At 56.0% G+C, this 25,350-nt stretch carries 22 protein-coding genes; 19 read left to right on the top strand and 3 right to left on the bottom strand.

From position 1 onward, the window contains the following. Window positions 1-2: 2 nt before the first annotated feature. Entirely contained in the window at window positions 3-1,433 is a 1,431-nt protein-coding gene (locus PHC90_09085) for a 4-hydroxyphenylacetate 3-hydroxylase N-terminal domain-containing protein (GenBank protein ID MDD3846502.1), read from the top strand. A gap of 85 nt (window positions 1,434-1,518) precedes the next feature. On the opposite strand, the gene PHC90_09080 is transcribed toward PHC90_09085, so the two are convergent. The 3 genes from PHC90_09080 to PHC90_09070 all read right to left on the bottom strand — a co-directional run bounded on the left by PHC90_09080 (window position 1,519) and on the right by PHC90_09070 (window position 4,438). Then, a complete protein-coding gene (locus PHC90_09080; GenBank protein MDD3846501.1) occupies window positions 1,519-2,826 on the bottom strand; it encodes a TRAP transporter large permease in 1,308 nt (435 codons plus the stop codon). Then, window positions 2,823-3,308, bottom strand: coding sequence for a TRAP transporter small permease (locus PHC90_09075; protein ID MDD3846500.1), 486 nt, complete (start codon window positions 3,306-3,308; stop codon window positions 2,823-2,825). Before PHC90_09075 ends, PHC90_09080 begins: the two co-directional genes overlap by 4 nt. A gap of 92 nt (window positions 3,309-3,400) precedes the next feature. After that, window positions 3,401-4,438, bottom strand: coding sequence for a TRAP transporter substrate-binding protein (locus tag PHC90_09070; GenBank protein ID MDD3846499.1), 1,038 nt, complete (start codon window positions 4,436-4,438; stop codon window positions 3,401-3,403). 507 nt (window positions 4,439-4,945) lie between these two features. Here PHC90_09070 and PHC90_09065 point away from each other — a divergent pair. The 18 genes from PHC90_09065 (at window position 4,946) to PHC90_08980 (ending at window position 25,162) form a co-directional block, all read left to right on the top strand. Next, on the top strand, window positions 4,946-6,133 hold the full coding sequence (locus PHC90_09065) for a CoA transferase (protein ID MDD3846498.1): 1,188 nt from the start codon (window positions 4,946-4,948) through the stop codon (window positions 6,131-6,133). A 23-nt stretch (window positions 6,134-6,156) separates the two neighbouring features. Then, window positions 6,157-7,107 (top strand): methylmalonyl Co-A mutase-associated GTPase MeaB, encoded by a 951-nt coding sequence (gene meaB / locus PHC90_09060; protein ID MDD3846497.1) that lies wholly within the window; start codon window positions 6,157-6,159, stop codon window positions 7,105-7,107. Then, window positions 7,092-8,252: an acyl-CoA dehydrogenase family protein gene (locus tag PHC90_09055; protein ID MDD3846496.1), complete on the top strand. Its 1,161-nt coding sequence runs from the start codon at window positions 7,092-7,094 to the stop codon at window positions 8,250-8,252. The genes meaB and PHC90_09055 overlap by 16 nt, the downstream gene beginning before the upstream one ends. Window positions 8,253-8,263: 11 nt before the next feature. After that, the gene (locus tag PHC90_09050; protein ID MDD3846495.1) at window positions 8,264-9,409 is read left to right on the top strand and encodes an acyl-CoA dehydrogenase family protein; all 1,146 of its coding nucleotides are present in this window, start codon (window positions 8,264-8,266) and stop codon (window positions 9,407-9,409) included. A 42-nt stretch (window positions 9,410-9,451) separates the two neighbouring features. After that, window positions 9,452-10,234 carry an electron transfer flavoprotein subunit beta/FixA family protein gene (locus PHC90_09045; GenBank protein MDD3846494.1) on the top strand — a complete coding sequence of 261 codons (783 nt, stop codon included), beginning with the start codon at window positions 9,452-9,454 and terminating at the stop codon, window positions 10,232-10,234. Window positions 10,235-10,248: 14 nt separating this feature from the next. After that, complete coding sequence (locus PHC90_09040; GenBank protein MDD3846493.1) at window positions 10,249-11,229, top strand: electron transfer flavoprotein subunit alpha/FixB family protein; 981 nt, start codon at window positions 10,249-10,251, stop codon at window positions 11,227-11,229. Between the two features lie 10 nt (window positions 11,230-11,239). Then, window positions 11,240-12,529 carry an FAD-dependent oxidoreductase gene (locus PHC90_09035; GenBank protein MDD3846492.1) on the top strand — a complete coding sequence of 430 codons (1,290 nt, stop codon included), beginning with the start codon at window positions 11,240-11,242 and terminating at the stop codon, window positions 12,527-12,529. Next, window positions 12,526-12,807 (top strand): 4Fe-4S dicluster domain-containing protein, encoded by a 282-nt coding sequence (locus PHC90_09030; GenBank protein MDD3846491.1) that lies wholly within the window; start codon window positions 12,526-12,528, stop codon window positions 12,805-12,807. The genes PHC90_09035 and PHC90_09030 overlap by 4 nt, the downstream gene beginning before the upstream one ends. Before the next feature lie 38 nt (window positions 12,808-12,845). Then, entirely contained in the window at window positions 12,846-13,568 is a 723-nt protein-coding gene (locus PHC90_09025) for a GntR family transcriptional regulator (GenBank protein ID MDD3846490.1), read from the top strand. A gap of 38 nt (window positions 13,569-13,606) precedes the next feature. Then, window positions 13,607-14,008, top strand: a complete 402-nt coding sequence (locus PHC90_09020) for a cobalamin B12-binding domain-containing protein (GenBank protein ID MDD3846489.1) — start codon at window positions 13,607-13,609, stop codon at window positions 14,006-14,008. Window positions 14,009-14,019: 11 nt separating this feature from the next. Beyond that, entirely contained in the window at window positions 14,020-15,648 is a 1,629-nt protein-coding gene (locus tag PHC90_09015) for a methylmalonyl-CoA mutase family protein (GenBank protein ID MDD3846488.1), read from the top strand. A 131-nt stretch (window positions 15,649-15,779) separates the two neighbouring features. Beyond that, entirely contained in the window at window positions 15,780-17,876 is a 2,097-nt protein-coding gene (locus PHC90_09010; protein ID MDD3846487.1) for a hydantoinase/oxoprolinase family protein, read from the top strand. Beyond that, the gene (locus PHC90_09005) at window positions 17,876-19,585 is read left to right on the top strand and encodes a hydantoinase B/oxoprolinase family protein (GenBank protein MDD3846486.1); all 1,710 of its coding nucleotides are present in this window, start codon (window positions 17,876-17,878) and stop codon (window positions 19,583-19,585) included. The genes PHC90_09010 and PHC90_09005 overlap by 1 nt, the downstream gene beginning before the upstream one ends. A gap of 52 nt (window positions 19,586-19,637) precedes the next feature. After that, window positions 19,638-20,945: a phenylacetate--CoA ligase gene (locus PHC90_09000; protein ID MDD3846485.1), complete on the top strand. Its 1,308-nt coding sequence runs from the start codon at window positions 19,638-19,640 to the stop codon at window positions 20,943-20,945. A gap of 40 nt (window positions 20,946-20,985) precedes the next feature. Then, the gene (locus PHC90_08995; protein ID MDD3846484.1) at window positions 20,986-21,963 is read left to right on the top strand and encodes a xanthine dehydrogenase family protein subunit M; all 978 of its coding nucleotides are present in this window, start codon (window positions 20,986-20,988) and stop codon (window positions 21,961-21,963) included. Between the two features lie 11 nt (window positions 21,964-21,974). Beyond that, window positions 21,975-22,442: a (2Fe-2S)-binding protein gene (locus PHC90_08990; protein ID MDD3846483.1), complete on the top strand. Its 468-nt coding sequence runs from the start codon at window positions 21,975-21,977 to the stop codon at window positions 22,440-22,442. Between the two features lie 2 nt (window positions 22,443-22,444). Then, window positions 22,445-24,730, top strand: coding sequence for a xanthine dehydrogenase family protein molybdopterin-binding subunit (locus PHC90_08985; GenBank protein ID MDD3846482.1), 2,286 nt, complete (start codon window positions 22,445-22,447; stop codon window positions 24,728-24,730). Window positions 24,731-24,742: 12 nt separating this feature from the next. After that, window positions 24,743-25,162 carry a VOC family protein gene (locus PHC90_08980; GenBank protein MDD3846481.1) on the top strand — a complete coding sequence of 140 codons (420 nt, stop codon included), beginning with the start codon at window positions 24,743-24,745 and terminating at the stop codon, window positions 25,160-25,162. Window positions 25,163-25,350: the final 188 nt, after the last annotated feature.

Below are 25,350 nucleotides of genomic sequence, written 5' to 3'. Positions count from 1 at the left end.
TAATGGGTATCAAAACAAAAGACGAATATATCGAATCATTGAGGTCCCTCAAACCGACAGCGTACATGTTCGGTGAACGCATCACGAACATAGTGGATAATCCCCGTCTTCGGGCAGGGATAGAAGCGACGGGCGCAACATACGAGATGGCCGAGATCGACCCCGGGCTTATGATCACGACAAGCCCGCTCATCAATGAACCGGTGAGCCGCTTCACCCTTCCGCCATCGACAATTGAGGATCTCGTTGCCCGCGTGAAGGTGAACCGCAGGGTGGCAAACCACGTGGGGACCTGTCATCAGAGGTGCACGGGGCTCGACTGTCTGACGGCCCTTGCCATAGTTACCTACGACATCGACGAGAAATACAAGACAGAGTACTATGCTCGTTACCAGGAATTCTTGAAGCATATGCAGAAGAATGACCTTACCGGCAACGCGGGTGTCACCGACGTCAAGGGAGATCGTTCCCTGGCGCCCCATGAACAGCCTGACAAGGATATGTTCATTCGGGTTGTCGAGAAGAAGGCTGACGGCATAGTGGTCCGCGGCGCCAAGGCTCACCAGACGGGCTCCCTGTCATCCCACGAGATCATCGTTCTTCCTTCCCGTGCAATGGGGAAGGACGACAAGGACTATGCACTCTCCTTTGCCGTTCCCGCGGACACGAAGGGTTTGATCCATGTGGTTGGCCGTTCCACGCTCGACATGCGTGAACTCGACGGCTGCGATATCGGGAACGTCTGTTATTCAAAGTACTGTCCCACCCTCATTTTTGACGACGTCTTCGTCCCCTGGGAAAGGGTGTTTATGTGCGGGGAAACGGAATTTGCCTCCGACATGGTTGTAAAGTTCTCATCCCTTCACCGCCAGAGCCACGGCGGCTGCAAGTCCGGCAAGATCGACTGCATGGTCGGCACGGCGCTTACCCTGATGGATTATAATGGCACGACAAAGGTGGGCCACCTGAAGCAGAAGGTCATCGACATGATCCACAGGGCGGAGACGCTGTATGGATGCTGTCTGGCATCTTCCTATGAGGGGAAGAAACAGCCTTCGGGCACGTACTTCATCGATACGGTGCTTGCCAATGCCTCCAAGATACACGAAGGCAAGGAGATGTCCGAGGCGACAAGGCTTATGATAGATGCCTGCGGTGGATTTGTGGCCGACCTGCCTTCGGACAGGGATTTTGCCAACGGAGAAGTCGGCGACCTCCTGAGAAAATATCTCAAGGGCGTCGACAGCGTTCCCGTGGAGAACCGGGTCAAGATGTACCGCCTGGCGGAAAAGCTGGCCCTCGAAAGCGCCGACACGATCTCGGACATCCACGGTGGCGGCTCTCCCGAGGCGCACAGGGTCACGATCTTCCGTGAAACGAACATCAATGACAAGAAGAAAGCCGCTAAACGGCTTGCGGGAATAGACGATTAAGGTTTCGACGGCAGCATAAGAGACGTGAAAGAGCGGGCAGTCTTCGGACTGCCCGCTCTTTTTTTCTTCACGCCGCACCGGCTGATCAGTATTTGATTAGTCCCGAGAAGTATGTAACGAGCTCGGGGAAGATCTCGATAAGGATCAGGGTTATGACGAAAGACGGCAGGAACCATACGACACCGCGAAACACAGTCGACAACTCGATGTCTTTTGACATGCCGGAGACCACGTAGGCGTTTATGCCGACAGGGGGAGTTATGGCGCCCATGGTCGTGACGATGGTTATGATGACGCCGAACCAGATGGGATCGTACCCCAATCGCTGTGCCACGGGGTAGAAGATCGGAACGGTGATGAGAAGGAAGGCGAGGGCGTCCATGACACAGCCGCCTATGATGTATATCAAAAGCATTGACCAGAGTATCATCCAGCTTGAAACAGGAAGGCCTGAAACCCATGCCGCGGCCTCGTAGGGGAGTCTGGTGACCGCCAGGAATCGACCGAAGATAACGGCGCCGGCCACCAGCAGAAAGATCATGCAGGATATGCGGACCGTGTCGATAACGGCGCCGATGAAACCCTTCCACGTGAGTTTTCTACGGATGAGGCTGATGATGATCGCCACCACGGACCCCGCCGCACCCGCCTCGGAAGGGGTGAAAAACCCTGCGTAGAGACTGAACATGATGATACCGAACATGAGCACCATGTCGATAGCGTCGGGGAGGGCCTTGACCTGTTCGAGAAAACTGAACTTCGGCCCCTTCGGTCCCCAACCGGGATGAACGGCGCACATTGCATAAACAGTACCCGCCATCATCAGGGCAAGAATGAGACCGGGAACGAAACTGCCGAAAAAGAGCTTGCCAATCGATTCACCGGTATAGATGCCATATACCACAAGGACGACGCTGGGGGGTATGACGACACCCAGCGTGGAACCGGCGGCAATGGAACCGGAGGACAATATGGGGTTGTAATTGTATTTCTTCATTTCCGGCAGGGCAACGGCGGTCATCGTGGCGGCGGTTGCCGTATTGGAACCGCATATCGCGGCGAAACCCGCGCATGCCATAACGGTTGTGATGCCCAGGCCGCCTCTTACTCTTCCAAACCACTTGTAGGCTGCATTGTAGAGCCGCTGGTTCACCTCCGAATAGAAACAGATCTGGCCCATAAAAATGAACATGGGGATCACGGTAAGACCGTATGAAGAGAAGGTGTTCCAGAGATCTGTGCCGATCAGGCCCAGGGCGGCATTCCAGTTGACCACATAGGCCATTCCCAGAAAACCCATGAGGGCCATGGCGAACCCGACGGGAATCCTGAGGAAAAGCATGACGAAGAGCATCAACAGTGTGCCGACAAGCCCCGTGAGAGGTGTTATCATGGGTTCACCTCCCTTTTCATGAGTCTGATAAAGTCAACGAGGAGTGAAAGGGAGAGTGCGGCGAACCCGATGGCCAGACAGTATACAAAGGGGTGGTATATTAGCTTCAATGTTTCCGATACCTCACCCCCTGCGGCTATCTTCATTCCCCATTTGAGTGTCTGCCAGCCTATGGTGGCGAAGAATATGGTATTGACCAGGTAGTTGAGCCCGTCAAGGGCCTTTTGCAGTTTCTTCGGAAACTTGTCCGTGAACATCGTGACGATTATATGATCCTTCCTGATCTGAGTGTAGCCAAGGGCGAAGCCGGTCGCCACGGCCCCGAAAAAACCAACGAGCTCGTAAGAACCCTGAATGGGGGCGTAGACGATCCTGAGGAGCATATTTCCGGCGGCGATTCCTGTGAGTGCCAGAACGGCGATACCGCTGAAAAAGAGGAGCACTTTGTTCAAATTGGCATTGAATTTAGCAAGATAGTCCATTGACGGCCTCCGGAAAGAGCATATCGGGTGCACAACGTCACTTCTCAAAGGGCGCCCGAAGCAGCGGCGCCCTTTGAGAAGACTTCCGACCGTTATTTCTTGTATTGTGATTCGTATTTATTTCTCAACTGGGATACATCTTTGACGATCTGTTCGCCGGGCAGCCCCATGGCCGTCACTTTCTTGATGTACTCCTCGATCATGGGTTTTGTAAGCCTCTGTATTTCCGCCTGGTCCTTCGGCGAGAATTTAAAGAGCTGATGTTTATACTTTTCCTTTGACCACTTGAGGGATTCCTTCACGTGGTTGTCCACGTATGTCCCCGTCCAGAGAGCCTGTTCCCGTGCTGATTCTTCGAAGATCTTCTTGATGTCCGCCGGGAGGGAGTTGAACTTGTCCTTGTTCATGACGACGGCGAAGGTGACGACGAACAGGTTTGCTTCAGTGGCGTAGGGGAGGTAAGCGGCAAAATTGAAGTCCTTCAGAATCTCCATGGATGAGACATTTCCCTTCACAACACCTTTCTGGATGGCCTCCGGCGCTTCGGATTGGGGCATGCCCACCGGGGTTGCGCCGAGCCGTTTGAGGATTGCCGCGCCCGTTCCGGATGCTCTCAGTTCCATCCCCTTGAGGTCCGCAAGGGTCTTGATGGGTGTCTTTGACATGATATCCGCGGGAGGACAGGTGAAGACGGTGAGCACCTTGACCTTTTCGAATTCTTTAGGCTTATATTTTTCGATAAGGTCGAGCAGCGCGAGGCTTGCCGCCCGGGAACTGGTGAATCCCATGGGAAGGTCGATGGCTTCCGAAAGCGGAAAACGGCCCGGCTGGTAGCTCATGGCGAAATTGCCGATGTCCGCCGTACCGGTGACTACACCATCGAAGATGTTCTTTGCCGGCAGCAGTGTTCCGCCCGGGAAGGTCTGGACCTTGACCCGGCCCGCCGTTTTTGTCTCCATTTCACGAGCCCATCTTTCCATCTGTACACAGGGGAATGTTGTTGCCGGCGGGAAGTTTGCGTACGTCAGCGTTATCTTGGTCTGGCTCTGCACATTGCCCGTATACACCACGAACGTACCAAGAAGGAAGACGCATAAACCGAGGATCAATAGAGATTTCTTGCCCTTCATAAATAACCCCCTTTTGTGTTGTTGACCCCCGAAAGGGTCGGTAGAAAATCTACACAAATCACCTGGAAATAATCTGGGTACAGGAAGTAAAAACCAGAATGGCGGGCGTTCAAGGTCTGATGGTCCCTGTATCGGACTTGAGTTGTTGACCTTAAGGGTACCACTTTTCCCCTGACACCCTCGCTTTCCCAAAATGCCTCAAAGCCAGTTGTTCCATTTAAAAAAGCAGCAAAACAACTCGTATACTAATTTTTGTAAAGACCCTTGAATTCTGGTAACGGCGAACGTGCTCCCCGACAGGCCCTTTTCAATCATTGTATACAAATTTCTGAAAATGACAATCCAAAAAATATAACTTGACAAGTAAATTTCGCATTTACTATATTGACCAACAAGAGTATACTGTATACAATAGATTCCATGTCAAGGAAAAAACGATTCGCATTTCATTAACCAGTTAAGCCGGTGGTTTCATCAGCATCAACAAATTATGTTGAGGAGGGCTCAATGGATGTATTCAAAGAAATGACAATGCTGTCGTTGGAACAGGCAACCGTCCTTCCTTATCTCAGTTATCGCCTGGCCATGGACGGCATCAAGGTGATACGCCTCGAGCACCCGGTATATGGCGATCCCAACCGTATGATCGGTGAGAACAGGCTGGGCGAGGAAAGGATGAACACATATTTCATGGCAATCAACGCGGGCAAGAAATGTGTCACCCTCGACCTGGGTTCCCCTGAGGGAAAAGACATTCTCAAAGACCTCATTGTAAACCTGAAGGTCGACATCTTTGCGACGAACCAGCTTCCGAGAAACTACGATAAGCTTGGTATCGGCTACGAGACCTTGAGATCAATAAAACCGGATATCGTGTGGGTGGGATTAACGGGGTTTGGTCCCGACAGCAACGAGGCGGCATATGACCCGATCCTTCAGGCGCGCGGCGGTCTCATGGAACTCACGGGCAATGCCGGCGAAGACCCCCAGGTGGTCGGTATTCCCCTGCCCGACATGGGTACCAGCGAACATGCCTACGGCCTGGTGATGAAAGCCCTCGTGAAACGTGCGATGACGGGAGAGGGAGGGCGCATTGATGTCTCCATGCTGATGTCGACGACATCGTGGCTCACCGTCCCCATTACTCTCACGAAGTCTTTCGGCAACAAGATCTCCCGAAGAGGGAATACCCACGAGTTCTTTGCCCCCGTGTCTGTGTATGAAACGAAGGACGGTTACGTCTATATAGCCGTCGGGAATGATCGGCAGTTTGCATCCATGACCCAGCTTCCCGGTTTTGAAAAGCTTTCCCGGCCGGAATACGAAAAGAACAAGGGCCGCATCGGTGACGTTAAGAACCTCAATGACACGATCAACGCGTGCACAAGAACGAAGACCACCGCGGAGATGATAGAAATGTGCAACAAAGCGACAATAGCTATCTCCAAAGTGAACACCATAGAGGAAGTGATCGAGGACGAGTATGTGAAGGGCGCCATGCTGACCTCCCGGGACCCTGTGACGGGCACCCAGATCTGGATGGCCCCGCCGCCTTTCATGACATCCTTCCTCAAGGAATCGAACCGCCAGATGACCTTTCCGCCCAGATTCGGCGAACACAATGCCGAGATATACGGAAAGATCGGATACTCTCAGCAGAATATGGCCGGCATGAAGGAAAGGGGAGTCATATAGCCTTCCTCCCTAACGAGGACAGAATGGGTCTTGTCGACGACATCCTGAAGGGCAATGAAAAGAGCGCGGCCCGACTGATCACCGGGGTAGAGAACGGGGACCGTGAGGCTTACCAGGAGCTTTCGCTCCTTTTTCCCCATACAGGCAAGGCCCATATCATCGGCGTGACAGGTCCCGCGGGTGCAGGCAAGAGCACCCTCATCGGGCGCCTGGCCCTTGAGTTTTCCGTTCGGGGAGAGAACGTCGGGGTCATAGCCACAGATCCCACCAGTATCAATGGAAAGGGTGCCTTTCTCGGCGACCGGCTGCGGATGAAAGGGGCCGAAGAGCGCAATATCTTCATCCGGTCCATGGCCCATCGCTCGTATCCGGGAGGCATCGCCAGGGCGGCTGCCGCGGCGGCCTATATCATGGAAGGTCTCGGCAAGGACCCCATCATCGTGGAAAGCATCGGCGCGGGTCAGTCGGACAAGGACCTTTTCTTTCTTTGCGATACCGTCATCACCATCTTCACGGCCGAATACGGCGATGAGATCCAGCTCTTTAAGGCCGGACTCATGGAGATAGGGGATATAATCGTTGTAAACAAGTCGGACAAACCGGGAGCACAGGAAGCGGCGTGCGAGATCAATATCGCCGCGAACCGCAGGACGAAACCAGGCGAATGGGATGTTCCCGTTGTCCTCACCGATGCTAACAGCGGCTCCGGCATCGATAGCCTCGTCGAGGCCGTCGATGGACACCGGCGCTCTCTTGCTCAAAAGGACCGGGGGGCACAGCGGAAGGCGGACAACATGGAGGCCTTCATGATGGCCCTTCTCAAGGAAGAGGTGTGGCGGAGGATATCGGCGAGGTTAACCTCCGGTCGGACCTATAAAAAAATATCCCGGGAGGTCCGCTCCGGCAGGACCGATCCGTACAGCGCCGTTCAGAAAATACTCGACGAACTGGAGCCGAAATGGATTTTTCACTGACGAAGGAACAGAAATTCTTTAAGGAACAGGTGTCGCGGGCGCTGCAGCGTATCGTGCTTCCCTTCGCCGATTCCATCGATAAGAACGATGTTTTCCCCAGGGACCTGTTCAACGAATTGGGTTCGCTCGGTTATTACGGGGTCCGGTATCCATCGGAGATGGGCGGTATGGGAGCCGACTGCATCATGTTCACTATTCTTTCCGAGGAGCTTGCGCGCGCATCGATCGGTTTCGCGGCGATTGCCACGATGCAGTGCCTCATGGGGACCGATTTCATCTACAGGTTCGGCACCGATGCGCAGAAGGAACGCTGTCTCATTCCTGCTATCAGGGGCGGGAAGATCGGGACGATCGCTTTTACCGAGCCTGATTGCGGCTCCGATCTTGGAGGAATAAAGACGCGTGCCGTGAAGAATGACAGGGGATATGTCCTGACGGGCCGAAAGCTCTGGATCACGGACGGCGACGTTGCCGATTTCGTCACTGTCGCCGCTACCACCGCTCCCGGGAAAAGGCTCGGCGGGATCGGTTTTTTCCTCGTGGAAAAAGGGACGCCTGGTTTCTCCGTGGGACAGAAGATCGAAAAGATGTCTGCCCGGGGAGCCGCCACGATGGAACTCATATTCGATGAATGCCAGGTGCCGGCGGAAAACCTCATGGGCGAGGAAGGCAAGGGCGTGAAGTACCTGGGGGATATACTCAGCGAGATAAGGATTATGATAGCCGGTCTCGGGCTGGGTCTTGCGAAGAGCGCCTTTGTGGCGGGGCTCAAATACGCCCGGCAGCGTGAGGCCTTTGGAAAGCCCATAGGCGCCTTTCAGCTCATCGAGGAAAAGATCGCGGAGATGGAAGTGAGGATCAGGGCGGCTGAATTTCTCACCTATCACGCCGCATGGCTCAAAGACCGCGGCAGTCTGACAGGGAAGGAGGCCGCCATGGCAAAATTCTATTCCACGGAGACCGCCTGCTTCGTCGTCGACGAGGTGTCGAGGATACACGGAGCCTATGGTCTGGCGGAAGAATACCCGGCCCAGAGATATTTCAGGGACGGCCGCTTTCTGCTCTTCGGGGGAGGCACCTCGGAGATACTGAAGACCATCATCGCCAAGGATACTATAAAAAAATGTGATTTCGAGATCAACTGAAGGAGGGTTTTATGGATTTTGCCTTTACGGAGGAGCAGCAGTTCTTCAAGAAGATCATAACCGACACCGTCGATCGCATGGTGGTTCCCAAGGCCCGTGAGATCGACGAGAAGGACGAATTTCCCTGGGAGCTGTGGAAGGACTTCACCAAACTTGGCTATCTCGGCCTGCGCTATCCCGAGGAGATAGGCGGGATGAACGCAGACCCCGTGACAGCGATGATCTTTTACGAGCAGATCGCCCGCGGTTCCGTAGGTTTTGCCCAGAGCGTCATTATGAATATCCTCATGGGCACCTATTTTGTATACCGTTTCGGCTCCGAAGCGATCAAAGAACGCTGTCTCTATCCTGCAATGAGGGGAGAAAAGGTTGCCACGATGTGTTTTACCGAGGACCAGTCGGGATCGGACCTTTCGGCAACGAGGACGACGGCGGTAAAGGACGGGAGCGAGTGGGTCATAAACGGCACGAAGATGTGGATCACGAACGGTCCCGTTGCCGACATGGCGACAGTGCTCGCAACGACCGACCTTTCCCTGGGCGCAAAGGGACTCAACTTTTTCCTCGTCGAGAAAGGCACACCGGGATTTTCCCCCGGTCAGGTCCTTGACAAGCTCGGGTGCCGCGGTACCGTTACGGGAGAGCTTGTCTTCGACAATGTCAGGGTACCGGAAGAGAACCTCCTTGGAGCGGAACTGAACAAGGGTATCGAATATCTCGGCGAGATCCTCGACGAGGTGAGGGTCATGACGGGCGCGATGGCGATGGGTATCGCCCAGGCCGCCTATGACGAGGGCCTGGAGTACGCCAGAAAAAGGATAGCCTTCGGAAAACCCATCGGGAACTACCAGCTCATCAGGGCAAAGTTTGCAGACATGGCGACGGAGATGGAGGCAAGCAGGCTTCTCATCTATTCCGCTGCGTGGAAGATGAAGGAAAAACTTCCGAGCCGCATCGAGGCGGCAATGGCCAAGATGTTCGCCACCGAGACGTGCTGCAAGGTGGTCGACGAAGTGACAAGGATATGGGGCGCCAATGCATTTGCGAACGAGTACAATCCTCAGCGCCATTTCAGGGATGCGCGTTTCCTCCTCTACGGAGGCGGTACGCACGAGATCCTCAAGGATTTCATGGGAAGGATGCTTATCGGCAAGTGATGGATCGTTCCTCCGCGAAAAAAGAGTGCGAGGTAAGATGAAATGAATATTTTAGTTCTCGTCAAACAGGTACCGGACCCTGAGGCCCTGGTGGAGATTGCCGCAAGCGGAAAGGACCTTAACATTGAGCCCAAGTTTGCCACCAATTTTTTCGATGAGTTTGCCCTCGAGGAAGCTTTGAGGATGAGGGAAAAACACGGGGGCACGGTGAAGGTCATATCCCTTGGGGGCCCAAAGGCGATAGAGGCGCTTCGTACGGCCATTGCGATGGGGGCCGACGAGGCGCTGCTTATCGAAGATGAATCCTTTGCGGGCAGCGATGGTTACAACACGGCGCTTGCGCTCAGCCGCGCCCTGGAGAAGGAGACCTTCGATGTCGTCCTTTGCGGCAGGCAGGCCATAGATGCCGACCGCGGCGAGGTTCCCCAGATGGTCGCCCAGTTTTTGGGCCTTCCCCACGTGGGTGTCGTTGTCAGACTTGACGTCTCTGACGGAAAGGCCACGGCGGAATCATCCCTCGAGGGTGCAAAAGAGGTCATCGAGGTGGCCCTCCCCGCCATCTTCACGGCGCAGAAAGGCCTTAACGAACCGAGGGTTCCATTGATAACGGGCGTCATGAAGGCCATGAAGGTGCAGATACCGAAGGTACCCGTGGAAGATCTGGGGCTCACGAGAGACATGGCCGGCCCGGAGAGTTCGAAGACCAGGATATTGCGCTATCTGCCGCCAAAGAAACGGCCGGCGGTGCATCTCATTGAGGGCGAACCAGGGGAGGCGGCGGCCGAGGCCGTGAGGATCCTCATGGACGTCGAAAGGGTCATATAAGACAGGGGGCAAAGATGGACAAGGTCCTTGTGTTCGTGGAAACGAAGGGCGATGAGCCGAGAAAAGCATCCATGGAACTTCTGTGCGAGGCGGCCAGGCTGGCCGAAAGCGGTCGGTTCAGCCCGGAAGCCGTCTGTTTCGGCGCTGTGTCCGATGCGCTTAAGGAAAGGCTCCTTTCCTGCGCGCACAAGCTCGTCCGGTTCACCGACCCCGAGCTTGCATCGTACAGCCCGGAAGGCTATGCCGGGGCGCTGGCGGGTTATGCCAGGGAAACGGGTGCCCGGATGATCATTGCCGGTGCAACGGGCATGGGGCGGGATTTCCTCCCCCGTGTGGCGGTCATGCTGGGAACGGGCATGGTTTCCGACGTGACGGGGGCGAACTGGTTCGATGAACCGATGACATTCATAAGGCCCATGTTCGGGGGGAAGGTCTTCGCGGAAGTTGCCTTCCTGGCATCGCCCGTGGTTTTGACGGCGCGGCCCAACAGTTTTGCCATGGACATGCCCCGGGGGATAAACGGCGAATATGAGGAACGGACCATGGGAGCGCTTGCGGGGACTATTCATACGCATCTCGCGCGTGTCGAAGAGGCAAGAGGCGATACCGTGGACCTTACCGAAGCGGACCTCATCGTGGCTGGCGGACGGGGCCTCAAGGCAGCCGAGAACTTCAAGCTTGTCGAGGATCTGGCGGCGGCAATAGGGGCGACGGTCGGGGCCACACGCTCGGTTGTAGACGCCAAATGGCGCGATCAGACGGACCAGATAGGGAAGAGCGGCAAGACGGTGTCGCCGAAACTCTACATCGGGGCCGGAATCTCCGGGGCCATACACCACATTATGGGCATGGATACATCGAAGGTGGTCCTTGCGGTGAACCGTGATCCCAACGCTATCATCTTCAACTATGCCAATTACGGCATCGTCGGCGACCTTTTCGAGGTGCTCCCGGCAATGACAGAAGAGATCAAAAAGCGCAAGGAAAGGGGATAGGTGATCTTTCGTGGATAAGATCGACGCCATTGTTGTAGGAGGCGGGCTTGCCGGGCTTTGCGCCGCGTACCGCCTCGCCGATGCCGGCAAGCAGGTGATACTTCTCGAACGCGGCGATGCGCCGGGAAGCAAGAACGTGACGGGTGGGCGCATCTACGTTGATCCCATCCGGACATACCTTCCCGGGATCATTGCCTCCGCGCCTTTTGAGCGCCACGTTGTCAGGGAGATGATAACCGTCCTCGACGAAGGCAGCGGCCTCCAGTTTGAATACGGGAACGAAAGATGGAAGAAGGAACCCTTCATGAGCCATACGGTGCTCAGGGCGAAATTCGACAGTTGGCTGGCGGACCAGGTGTCGGCGAAGGGCGCCTTCATCATCCCGAAAAAGAAGGTCGACGACCTTCTCTGGGAGGACGGACGTGTGGCGGGTATCAGGTCGGGTACCGAGGAGATCGGTGCACACGTAGTGATAGCGGCCGACGGTGCGTTGTCTTTCCTCGCGCAGAAGGCGGGTCTGAGGCAGGCCCACAAGCCGGAGAACCTGGCTGTGGCGATAAAGGAGATCTATCAGCTCGACGAAAGGACGATCGAGGAACGTTTCGGGCTTGGCCCCGATGAGGGCGCGGCAGGTCTTTTCATGGGCTCGGTGACGCAGGGAATGTTCGGCGGGGGTTTTCTCTACACGAATCGCGATACCCTCTCCCTCGGCCTTGTCGTCGGGATCGGTTCCCTCATATGCGGCACCGGAGGCTTCGATGCGCCGGGACTCATGGAGGGTTTCATCCAGCGACCGGAGGTACAGCGCTGGATCAGGGGAGGGGAACTCAGGGAATATTCGGCGCATGTCATCTCCGAGGCAGGGATCGGGGCGGCCCCGAAGCTGTATACCGGCGGTATGCTCATCGCCGGGGATGCCGCCGGTTTTGCCCTCAACCTGGGCCTGACGGTGAGGGGCATGGAATTTGCCATCGCCTCGGGTGTCATGGCGGCAGACACAGCGGTGGAGGCCCTGGACGGAAACGATGTCTCGGAGAGTTCCCTGTCCCGCTATGAGAAGAGGTTGCGGGAGAGCTTCGTGCTGCCCGATATGGAGACCTTCCGCAATTCCCGGGAGGTTCTTGACAGACAGCGGTTCTTCACGGTCTACCCGAGGTTTCTGTGCGAGCTTTTCGATGAGCTATTCACCATAAATGACAAACCCAAGGAAGGTCTTTACAGGACGGCAAAAAGGGTCGCAAAGAAATATGTCCTCAATATGGAAACCCTGAAGGACCTCCTGGCTGCGAGGAAATTATGACGATGAAGGTCGAGGAAAAGATCGCCCTCAACGCGATGAAGAATGACACCAAAAGCCATATCGTTCTCAATCAGACGATCTGTGCGGGCTGCAAGGAGCGCATGTGCATTGCGGTCTGTCCCGGGCATCTCTATTCCCTCAACGAAGAGACGGGAGAGATGGTGGTAGAATATGCCGGATGCCTGGAATGCGGCACGTGCATGATAGCCTGCATCTATGGTTCCATAACGTGGGATTACCCGGGAGGCGAATATGGAGTTCAGTACAGGTTCGGTTGATCGGGCCTCAATGCGGGGACGGACTGAATGGAGCTGAAATGACGGGAGCTTCGAAAAAGACAACGTCAAGGACAAGCCCGCTCAAAGGGATACGGGCTCTGGGTAAACCTCGTTCCATGGGGGACGTGGCCTACGATTACCTGAAGCAGGCGATCGTCAAGGGTGATATCCCTCCGGGGCAGCGGCTCATCGAGAACCAGCTTTCAGCGCAGATGGAAGTGAGCCGGGTTCCCGTACGGGAGGCGGTAAAGAAGCTGGAGCAGGAAGGCCTTGTGGAAAAGAGCGGGGGCCGCGGTTTCATGGTGAAAGGTCTCACCCGTGAGGAGATCGAGGAGACCCTCGGCATCAGGGCCCTTCTCGAAAGCTATGCCGCCTATCTCGCCACGGAACACATCACCGATGCGATATTGAAGAAGCTTGAGGACAGCATAGGCGCCTACAAGAAGGTCTTCGAAAGAAAAGGCAACAACACGGACAGGCTCATGCAGCTTAACACCCAGTTCCATGAGATCATATACGAGGCCGCGGGAAGCGGCAAACTCTATTCCCTGATAAACAGTTTCAGGGATGCCATTCATCGTTACCGACGGCCCCTTCTTGGCTGTGAACATTACGCAAAGGTCTCCCTGCGGGACCATGAGGACATGGTCAAAGCCATGCGCAAGAAGGACAAGAAGAGGGTCGAGGAACTGGTCAAGAAACACATCTTGCGAGGCATGGACATCATCATTCAGGAACTCGACGCAGGTAAAACGCTGTAGCGGGCGGAAGTACAGATGAAACAAGGAAGGAGGCACTATTGGACACGAGGCCCATCAAGATCTTAGTTGCGAAGCCCGGACTGGACGGACATGACCGCGGGGCGAAAGTGGTCGCCCACGCCCTCAAGGAAGCGGGTATGGAAGTGATATACACCGGACTTCACCGGACGGTGGATCAGATCGTCAGGATAGCGATCCAGGAGGATGTGGATGTCATCGGGTTGTCTATCATGAGCGGCGCACATATTCCCATAACCGAAAGGCTGGTGAAGAAGGCCCGCGAAGAGGGCATAGACGACAAGATGGTCGTCGTCGGCGGGGTCATACCGGTGAGGGATGTCCTCAGGCTCAAGGAACTGGGGGTCAAGGGAGTCTTCCCCGGGGGGACACCGTTCTCGGAGATCACCAGTTTCATCAATGACAACGCTAAGAAGTCCTGAGGAGGCGCGCAATGGGAGTAGCGAAATACACAAAGGATGAAAAGGACAGGATCACCGATGTGACCCTGCAGTCGGGTATCCATGTCAAGGCGTGCTACGGCCCCGAAGACCTGGAACAGGTGGGTTTTTCCTACGAGAAGGATCTTGCCGCGCCGGGGCAGTACCCCTTCACCCGCGGCATTCACGCCGAGGGTTTCCGGAGCAGGGCATGGACGACGCGGCAGTATACCGGTTTTGGCACGCCTGAGGAATCGAACGAGCGTTTCAAGCTCATGATATCCCACGGTCAAACGGGGCTCAACGTCGCCTTCGACCTCCCCACGCAGATGGGCTACGACTCCGACGACCCCATGGCCGAGGGTGAAGTGGGCAGAGTTGGCATGGCCATCGATTCTCTCAGGGATTTTGAGATAGCCTTCAAGGACATAAACCTCGAAAAGATCGGCTCCGGCCTGACGATCAATGCCGTCGCCTCCATCATGCTTGCCATGTACCAGGCGGTGGCGGAGAAATACGGATTCGACCCCAAAAGGATATCGGCGACGCCGCAGAACGACATCTTGAAGGAGATGATCGGAAGAGGCTCCTGGATCTTCCCTGTTGAGCCGGCCGTGAGCCTCATAGGAGACACCATCGAGTACTCCATGAACGTTCTGCCCCGGACCAACCCTGTGAGCATATGCGGCTATCATATCCGCGAGTCGGGGGCCACACCCGCCCAGGAGATAGGCTACGCCATCCTCATCGCCAACGCCTATATAGATAACGTCTTGAAGCGCGGATATGACGTCGATGATTTCGTCGGCCACTTCTCCTTCAACCTGAACGTTTTCGGCAACATCTGGGAGCAGGTTGCGAAGTTCAGGGCGGCGAGGAAGCTCTGGGCCAGGAACCTCAAGGAGAAATACGGGGTCAAGAAGGATTCGAACATGTACCTGCGCGGTCTCTTCGGCGGCGGGGGTTACGGTCTCACCAAGGCGCAGCCCGAAAACAATATCATGCGCGGCGCCTATTACGCGCTTTCCGCCGCACTTGCCGGAGCCCAGACCATCGCCCTTTGCAGTTACGATGAGGCATACACGATCCCCACGCCCCACTCGGCGATCCTGTCCCTTCGCACCCTGCAGCTTCTCATGGATGAGATAGGGCTTCGGGATACTGTCGACCCCCTCGCGGGCAGTTATTTCATCGAGACCATCACGAAGGAGATGGAAGCGAAGATAGAAGAGGAGATGGAGAAGGTCGAAAAGGTCGGCGGCATTGTACGGGCCGTTGCCACAGGATATGTGCAGCGCCTTGTCTCCCGGCAGGCCTATGAGTATGAGAAGGGCCTGCAGTCGGGCGAGCTGAAAAAGGTGGGACTTAACATTCACACCGAAGGCGAGCCCATGGACGTGGAGCTCCATGAGTACACCGGGGAATCCGCCGAAAAACAGGTGGCGGCCCTCAAGCAGCTCCGTCGGGAGCGGAATGATCGGGAAGTGCAGCGGACACTCAAGGAACTTGAGACGGCAACAAGAGCTGGAAAGAACGTGATGCCCTATCTCGTGGAGTCGTGCAAAGCCTATGCGACGGTGGGTGAGATGGCCAGGGTCTTCAGGGATGTCTTCGGGGAGTTCCAGGAGCCGGCGCTTTTTTAGGGCAAGGGGGGTTGTGGCGTGGGTTGTCCGGACCGTTCACGGCGGTTCGGACGCCCAAATATGCCGCATCCGGCGTTCAAACAGTTCGAGCGGTTCAGGCTGCTGGAAAGGTCTTTAAAAAGGGGGAACACATGCAAGACAGGTATTACCGGCTGGGTTGCGATATCGGGGGCACGTTCACTGATTTTGTCCTGCTCGATGACCAAACGGGAGAGATAAAGACGGGGAAGTGCCTGACGACGCCCCGGGACCCATCGGATGCCGTGGAGGAGGGGATACGGGGGCTCGAGAAGACGACTCCGGGTTTCATGGGGAAACTGGACGAACTGATACACGGGACGACGCTGGTCATCAATTCCATAATCGAGAGGAAGGGAGCGAGAACGGGCCTTATCACCACGAAAGGCTTCAGGGACATACTGGAGATCGGCCGGGAGATCCGCTACGCCCCCTATGATATATTCTCGGAGTTTCCTCAACCGCTCATTCCGAGGAGATTCCGCATAGAGGTGGATGAAAGAATACGAAGCGACGGGACCGTCCTGAAGGCGCTGGATCCCGAAGATGCCCGAAGGACGGTGCGGGCGCTTGTTGAAATGGGTGTCGAATCCATTGCCGTATGTCTTCTCAATTCCTTCGAGAACCCGGCTCACGAACGGATGATCGAGGACATCATCCACAAGGAGGCGCCGGGGGTTTCAACGTCGATCTCCTATCATGTCCTCCCTCAGATAAAGGAGTATGAAAGAACGAGCACCACAGTGACGAACGCTTACGTAAAGCCTCTCACCGGGCGATACCTATCCAAACTTTCGGGACGGCTCCGGTCCATAGGTTTTACAGGCAAGCTCTTCATAATGCTATCGAGCGGAGGGGTCACCTCCGTCGAAACCGCCGCCGAATTCCCCGTGCGCATCATCGAATCGGGGCCGACCGCCGCCGTCATAGCGGGGCAGTATTACGGGAAACATTTCAACATTCCCGAGATGTTCTGCTTTGACATGGGCGGTACGACCGCCAAGTCGTGTCTTATCCAGAAAGGTGTTGCCGGTGTGGTGCCAACCTTCGAAGTCGGTCGGGTCCAGAGGTTCATGAAGGGGAGCGGGCTTACCATCCAGGTCCCCGTCGTCGATCTCATGGAGATAGGCGCCGGAGGGGGCAGCATAGCGAAGGTGAGCAAGCTTGGAACACTCCATGTGGGGCCGGAGAGCTCGGGCGCGGACCCCGGGCCCATCTGCTACGGCCGGGGAGGCCAGGACCCCTGTGTAACCGATGCAGACCTCCTTCTGGGTTATCTTGACGAGAACTACTTTCTCGGCGGGACGATGAAACTCGACAAGGAGGGCGCGCGCCGCGGGGTCGAGGAGAAGATAGCGAAACCGCTTGGCGTTTCCTTCATCCAGGCCGTCTGGGGAATCCACGATCTTATCAACGAAACGATGGCGGCCGCCGCAAAGACGCACATAGCGGAAAAAGGAGGCAACCCAAAGATCGTCACGATCTCCGCCTTCGGCGGGGCCGGACCGGTCCATGCCTACGGCCTTGCGAAGAAACTGGGGGCGCCCCGAATGCTCATTCCCCCCAATGCGGGTGTCGGGTCGGCGATGGGTTTCTTTACGGCTCCGCGGGCCTTTGACCTCCTGAGAAGCCACAAGGTGTCCCTCGCAGACGTGTCTTTCGCCGATATGGAGGAGATCTTCAGGGGACTCGAAAGGGACGCCGGGAACATACTGAGAAAAGAGGCCACCGGGGACACGATCCGCTTCGACAGGTCCCTGGACATGCGTTTCGTCGGCCAGGGCTCGGAGATGAACATTTCCGTGCCCGACGGCAACTTTGCCGCGGTGACGAGGGCGCAGGTGCGGAAACTTTTTGACGACGCTTACGAGAAGCTCTACGGAAGGACATACCCGGACTCTGAAGTGGAGTTCATCAACTTCAAGGTCAGGGCCAGCCTTCCCGAGAAGCTCCTGCAATTGCCAAAACTGGACGGGAAGGGCCGCACCATGGATATGGCTGTCAAGGGACAGCGGCTTGCATATTCGCCGATATCGAAGGATTTCATACCCTTTACGGTCTATGACCGCTACAGTCTTTTCCCGTCGGCACAGTTTCCCGGTCCCGCGATCATCGAAGAAAAGGAATCGACACTCATCGTGGGTGAAGGCGCCCATGTGTCCGTCGACGATTTCGGGTTCCTCTGGGTCGATCTGAAGGAGGTACGCTGATGGCGCGCACGTTTGATCCGATAACACTGGAGATCCTGTGGAGAAGGCTTATTTCCATCGTTGATGAAGCGGACGGCAGCGTCGCCCGAACCGCTTTTTCAAGTCTTCTTCGGGACGCACATGACTACACCTGCATGTTCACGGACCGCTTCGGCCGGGAACTTGCGCAAGGTTCGTTTGCTACGCCGGGGCAGTCGGGAGCGATGGCCCTTGGCATAAAAAACCTTGTCAACAAATATCCCCTCGACTATTATAATTCCGGAGATGCTTTTATCACCAACGATCCCTGGGCCCTCGCCGGGCATCTCAACGATGTGTGCGTGATGAGCCCCATATTCTACAAGGACCGGCTGGTGGCCTTTACCGCCTGCGTTTTCCATCATTCCGACATCGGCGGAAGAGTTGCGTCCGATAACCATGATGTCTTTGAGGAGGGGCTTTTCATCCCCCTCGTCAAGCTCTACGACAAGGGCGTGCTCAACGAGTCCGTTCTTGACCTGATCCGCTGGAACGTGAGGACGCCGGATGAGGTGATCGGTGATATCCGCTCGCAGATAGCGGCGAACCATGTATGCGGCGAAAAGATATGCCAGATGCTCAAGGAGAGCGATCTCGAGGACCTCGAGGACCTCGCCGACCAGATCATCGGAATCACCGAGAAGAGCATGAGGGAGGAGATAGAAAAGATCCCCGACGGAGTGTACAGTACGCAGGGCATCATCGAACAGATGAAGGGGAACGACGATATCATCATCGAGGCGAAGGTGGAGATAAAGGGAAGTGATATCATCGTCGACCTCGAAGGTTCATCGGGGCAGGTCAACTGGGGCGGCAACGTGGTCTACAATTTTACCTATGCCTATGTATTCATGGCGATAAAGAGCATGTTTGCCCCAGACATCCCCAACAACGACGGGTGTGCGAGGCCGATCGCTCTGACCGCTCCCGAGGGTACCGTGATCAACTGCAAGTTCCCGGCGGCCGTGGCGGCGCGCATGGGGGTGGGCCATTTCCTCACGGAGGTCATCTACCGCGCCCTGTCGAACGTCCTGCCCGACAAGGTGATAGCCGCGTCGGGCGGCACACCGGCGGCGATGAATGTTTTTTACGGGAAGAGAAAGGACGCAAGACCGTGGCACAGCGTTATCATAAGGGGCGGCGGCATGGGTGCGGGAGCGGGCAATGACGGTAACTACGTTTATATTTTTCCTGCCAACGGTGCAAATACTCCGGTGGAGATCTTCGAGAGCGATACACCGCTTATCGTGGAGAGGAGGGAGATCCTCCCCGATTCCGGCGGCATCGGCAAGATGAAGGGCGGTCTTGGAAAACGGGAGGTGTTCAGGGTGCCCGATGATGAATATGCTCCGATCCCACCGGTCAACCTGGGCATCCAGGCGGGCCGCTATACATATCCCGCGGAAGGTCTTTTCGGGGGCAAACCCGGAGCCAGGGCGCAGTTCCTTGTAAACGGCGTGCCGGGTAATTCCTATGGGTTGACACAACTCAAGCCAGGCGACGTGGTTATCATAGACGCTCCGGGAGGCGGCGGCTACGGCAATTCCATCGACCGCGACCCCGAGATGGTTCTGAGAGACGTCCTTGAGGGATATGTAAGTCTTGACAGTGCAAGATCGAACTACAAAGTGGCGGTCGATCCGAAGACCCTCGAGATCGATCAGGAAGAGACAAGGAAGCTGAGACAGTGAAGAACGACATGCCGCGCGCCGGCATATCACGGGCAAGAGGAGGACAGTGAACATGGAGCGGCCATTCGATTCAAAAGTGAGATCTGAAAAGGAGCTGAAAGTTCTCCAACTCGACGGACTTAAATGGACCGTCGAACATGCATACAACGGTTCTACACATTACCGGAGGACACTTGACGAGGCAGGGGTAAGACCGGACGATATCAAGTCCCTTGGGGATATTCACAAACTGCCCTTTTCAACGAGCAAAGACCTTCAGGAAGGATACCCCTTCCCTTTGAGGAGCGTCCCCTTTGACAAGGTCGTCCGCATACATGCGTCGAGCGGAACGACGGGGAAGCGAAAAGTGCTTTGTTACACCGCGAAGGACATCGACGACTGGGCCAATATGTTCGCCCGGTGTTACTCATACGCAGACTGCACGCCCGAGGACAGGATCCAGATAGCCGTGGGATATGGCGTCTGGACGGCGGGGTGGGGTTTCCAGAATGGATGCGAGCGTTTCGGGGCGATGTCGATACCCATCGGTCCCGGAAACACGGACATGCAGTGCCAGTTCCTGCAGGACTTCGGGACAACGGCCATGACGTGCACCGCTTCCATGGGCCTTCTCATGGCGGAACTCATCGAGGAAAGGGGTCTGAAGGGAAAGATCCCCTTGAGAAAAATGATCTTCGGTTCCGAGCGGGCAAGCGATGCCATGCGCATGAGGATATCGGAGCTTTCCGGGGTTGCCTACGACCAGCTATTCGATATCCCTGGTATGACGGAACTCTACGGTCCCGGGACGGGTCTCGATTGCCGCTACCATACAGGCATCCACTACTGGGCCGATTATTACATACTGGAGATATTGGATCCTGAAACGCTCAAGCCCGTACCCGAGGGCGAGGTGGGCGAGATGGTGGTGACCACGCTTCGCAAGGAGGGGGCTCCCCTCATCCGCTATCGCACGAGGGACTTGACGAGGATCATGCCGGGGAGATGTCCCTGCGGGAGTCTCATGCCGCGCCACGACAGGATACTGGGGCGCAGCGACGACATGTTCATCTTCAGGGCGGTGAATATCTATCCCAGCCATATCGATCAGATACTGTCCAACGTCAAGGATGTTGGCAGCGAATACCAGATCCTGCTCTACAGGAAGGACAAGGGCGGCAAGGACCACATGACCATTAAGGTGGAGAGGGCCCAGGGGATGGAAAAATCCCATGACGCCGACAAGCACATCAGGAAGACCATAGAAAAAGAGGTCAAGAAGCAGGTGCTTGTGAGCTGCGATGTGGAGGTGGAGGATTACGGGTCCCTTCCACGGTCCGAGCGCAAGACAAAAAGGGTTTATGACAACCGGGATTCATAAAGAGAACGCTTCGTTCCAGGGTTAAAATAAGGAGGGGGTTATGGGGAGCTACGAGTATTACAGGCCCGCGACCATCGATGAGGCCATGGCCTTGATGGAGGGATCCGGCGGCAAGGGTGTCTACATCGCCGGAGGTACGGACGTGATGGTGCTCATCCGGCAGAAGAAACTTGCCCCGGGGTGTCTCATTTCCTTGCGGAACATAGGCGATCTCGCCTATGTGAACACCGAAGGCGGTTTGAATATAGGATGCGCCGTCACACACAATGCGATCGCGAAGAACGCCCATATTCAAAGAAACTACAGTGCGCTCACCGACGCTGCGAAGAAGGTGGGTTCCCTGCAGATCCGCAACGTCGCCACAGTGGGGGGCAACATCTGCAATGCGGCGCCGTCTGCGGATACGGCCTGCCCGCTCCTTGTCCTTGACGCGAAGGTGATCATAGCGGGAAGAGAGGGAGAACGAACGCTGCCCCTTGACGAGTTTTTTCTTGGGCCGAACAAGGTGTCCCTTGACAGGGGGGAGATCTTAAAGGGCTTTGCCATACCTTTCTTTGGCGAGAAGACCGGCTCGGCCTACATCAAACATACCAGGCGCCAGGCGATGGACCTGCCCATGCTGGGAGTGGCCGTGCGGGTGACCATCAGGATAGACGGCAATGAGGTGGGCTGCAGGGACGCCTTGTGCACCATCGACAGCATCTCCAATGTCCTGAAGCGATTCGAGGACGAAGGGCTTGTCTGTGAGGACGTGCGGATAGCCATGGGGGTTGTTGCCCCGAGGCCGATGAGGGCGAAGAGAGCTGAAGAGGCACTCAAAGGCAAGGTCATTTCGGAAGATCTCTTCAAGGAGATCGGCGAGATAGCCGCATCGGAAGCACAGCCCAGGGACAGCATACGCGGCGAGGCATGGTACCGCCGGGACATGGTGAAGGTCCTGACGGAGCGTGCCATTCTCAGGGCAGTCGATCGTGTCATCAGGCCCGATGACACGATATGGCCAGAACGGCTCTGGTAAGGGGGCATATTATGAGAAAAGAGATCACCTTCACATTGAACAATGAAAAGATAGTCGTTGAAGCAGACCCTAAATGGACGCTCCTGTACCTGCTCCGGGAGGTCCTCGAGATGACAGGGACGAAGGAAGGGTGTGGCTACGGAGAGTGCGGGGCCTGTACCGTCATCATCGACGGCAAGGCGGTCAACTCGTGCCTCTATCCGGTCATGGAGGCAGAGGGCAGAACGATAGCGACCATAGAAGGCCTCATGACCAGAGACGGCGAACTCCATCCTCTCCAGAAGGCCTTTGTTGATGAAGGCGCAGTGCAGTGCGGGTTTTGTATCCCCGGGATGATAATGTCCTCGAAGGCGCTTCTCGATGAGAAGGGAGAGCCGACGGAAGAGGATATCAAAGAAAGTATCGAGGGTAATCTCTGCAGATGCACCGGCTATGTCAAGATCATTGATGCCATAAAGTCCGTTGCGGATGGGAGGTGACCATGGACGGCCTGAAATTTGTTGGACAAAGGGTACCCAAGAAGGACGCTCCTCTCAAGGCCACGGGAGAAGCCGTTTATATACAGGACCTGAAGGTACCGGGTATGCTCTATGGCAAGATCCTTTACAGCAGGCATCCCCACGCAAGGATAGTGAAGATGGATACAACAAAGGCGCTGGCACTTCCGGGGGTAAAGGCGGTGCTTACGGGCGCCGATGTTCCGGGTAATTTCAAGTTTGGATTCCTGAAGGACAATCCTCCCCTCAAGTCAGGCAAGGTTTTGTCGACGAGGGACGAGATCGCGGCCGTGGCCGCCATAAGTCCCGAGATCGCTGAAGAGGCCCTGGACCTCATCGAAGTAGAATATGAGGAGTTGCCGGGCATCTTCGACCCGCTGGAGGCCATGAAGGAAGGATCGGCTCTTGTCCATGAGGAATTCAAGTCCAACGTGCTTAAGATGCCGTGGAAATTCGTACACGGTGACGTGGAGGCCGCAAAGAAGGAGTCGGCCTTTATCGCCGAGGACAGTTTCAGCACCCAGTGGGTAACACACTGTTGTCTTGGCACGAGCGGGTGCATAGCATCCTTCGACGTGAGCAATAATCTGACCATGCACAGCAACACTCAGATACCTTCGCTCGCCCAGAACGATTATCTGGAGGCCTTGAAGGCATTCGGTCTCAGGAACCGGCGGGTAAGGATCATACAGGCCGTGATCGGCGGCGGTTTCGGAAGCAAGCTCGACACCTACGCGTATGAGTATATCGCCATCCTTCTTGCTCTCAGGACGAGAAAGCCCGTGAAGATCGTTTTCTCGCGGGAGGAAGAGTTCTTCGCCACCTCTCCCCGGCAGTGCACGATCACGAAGATATCCCAGGGTTGCGACAGGGATGGCCGGCTGACCTTCAGGGAGATGGAGATGGTCCTCGACAACGGCGCCTATACGTCCTGGGGGGCGACGACACCTTCCGTCATGATGGTACCCATTTCGTCGCTCTACAAGGTCCCCAACATCAAGTACACTGCAAAATGCGTCTATACGAACAATACCTACAGTCAGGCATTCAGGGGATACGGGAACCCGCAGGCAACCTTTGCCATAGAGTCCTGTCTTGACCAGCTGGCGCTGAAGGCGGGCATAGACCCTCTAGAGATCCGCAGGATCAACGCGAATGAGCCGGGCGAGGTAACCCCTCAGAACTTCAGGATCACGTCCTGCGGGATGAAAGAGTGTATAGAGGAGGTCAATAAAAGGCTCGACTGGAAGGGCAAGAGAGGAAAAGGCGGCGACAGGGGAGTCGGCATGGCATCCCTTATCCATGTGGGAGGCGCCGCCAGGGTGTACAAGTCCGATGGGTGCGGGACCATCATCAAGGTCGACGACAACGGCAAGGTCGATGTCATAACGGGGTCCTCCGAGATCGGACAGGGCTCCGATACCGTCATCGCCCAGATAGTGGCCGAGGTGCTCGGAGTGAGCATGGACGATATCAACGTCATTAATAACGATACCGATGTTTGTCCATGGGATGTCGGGGTCCATGCGAGCAGGACCACTTTCGTCGCCGGAAATTCGGCCCTCGGCGCCGCCAATAAAATCAGGGCCCAGATCATGGAGATCGCGGCGAAGAACCTCGGCGAGGTGCCGGAAGCATTGGAGATGAAGGACGGAGTGATCTTTTCGACGAAGGATACGGAAAAGAGCATTCCCCTCGGCAAGGTGCTGCGCAAGGCGCACTACGCACTGGGGGGCAGGATGCTCGTGGCGGAGCATTTCTACGATCCTCCCAACGAGAACTTCGACCAGACCTTCAGGGGCAACCTTTCCGTGGCGTATGCCTACGGCGCCCATGGCGTGGAGGTTGAGGTGGACAGACAGACGGGGCAGGTGAAGATCCTCAACTACATCGCGGCGCACGATGTCGGCAAGGCGATCAACCCCATGCTGCTGGAAGGCCAGATCTACGGAGGAGGGCTTCAAGGGATCGGGTATACGCTCGGCGAGAGAATGATCTTCGCCGGGGGCCATCTTAAGAACGGCAATTTTCTTGACTACAAGATACCGACGGTTCGTGACGTGCCGCCGGTACAGGCCGTCATAGTGGAATCCGATGAACATGATGGTCCCTTCGGAGCGAAAGGTATCGGTGAGCCGGGGCTCGTTCCCACGGCTCCGGCAATCGCCAACGCTATCTACGATGCAGTCGGGGTCAGAATCAAGGATCTTCCCATCACGCCGGAAAAAATTCTGAAAGCTCTGAAGGAAAAAGCGCAAAAGGACACTTAGGGGGGGGGTGGCATGAAGATTGAAAAGATCGACCATATCTGTTTTGCCGTCAAGGACCTCGAGGAGACCAAGAGGGTATACCGGGATGATTTCGGGTTGATCCCGTCATGCGAATACACCGCGGATTCGGAGAAGATCAAGGTATCGCGGTATTATATAGGCGAAGTTGCGGTGGAGTTCATGGAATCAACGTCCCCGGACGGGGATGTTGCAAAATTCATCGATAGGAGGGGAGAGGGTGTTTTCCTCATATCCTACAAGGTCGATGACCTCACGAAGGCGATGGGAGAGTTGAAGGACAGGAACGTCGACCTCATCGATAAGAAGCCACGGGAACTTTTCGGCACACGATATGCTTTCGTGCACCATCCCAACAAGCTTCACGGGGTGCTCACGGAGCTTCTGGAAGGTGACTTCGACATAAGCAAGTGACGATTAAAGCCGTCGGAGAATATGGCGGCTGCCAGAGTTATCACGACCCCAAGGAGGACGCATGAAGGTACTGGTATTGGGAGGAACGGGAGGTATGGGTCAGGGGGTTGCGAGGGACCTGATCAAGCAGGAGCGGATAGAGAACGTCATACTCGGTGACATCAATACCGACCCTGAAAGGGTACAGG

The organism is Syntrophorhabdaceae bacterium, assembly GCA_028698615.1.
Lineage (GTDB): Bacteria > Desulfobacterota > Syntrophorhabdia > Syntrophorhabdales > Syntrophorhabdaceae > Delta-02.
This window is presented reverse-complemented; position numbering and strand designations above follow the sequence as displayed.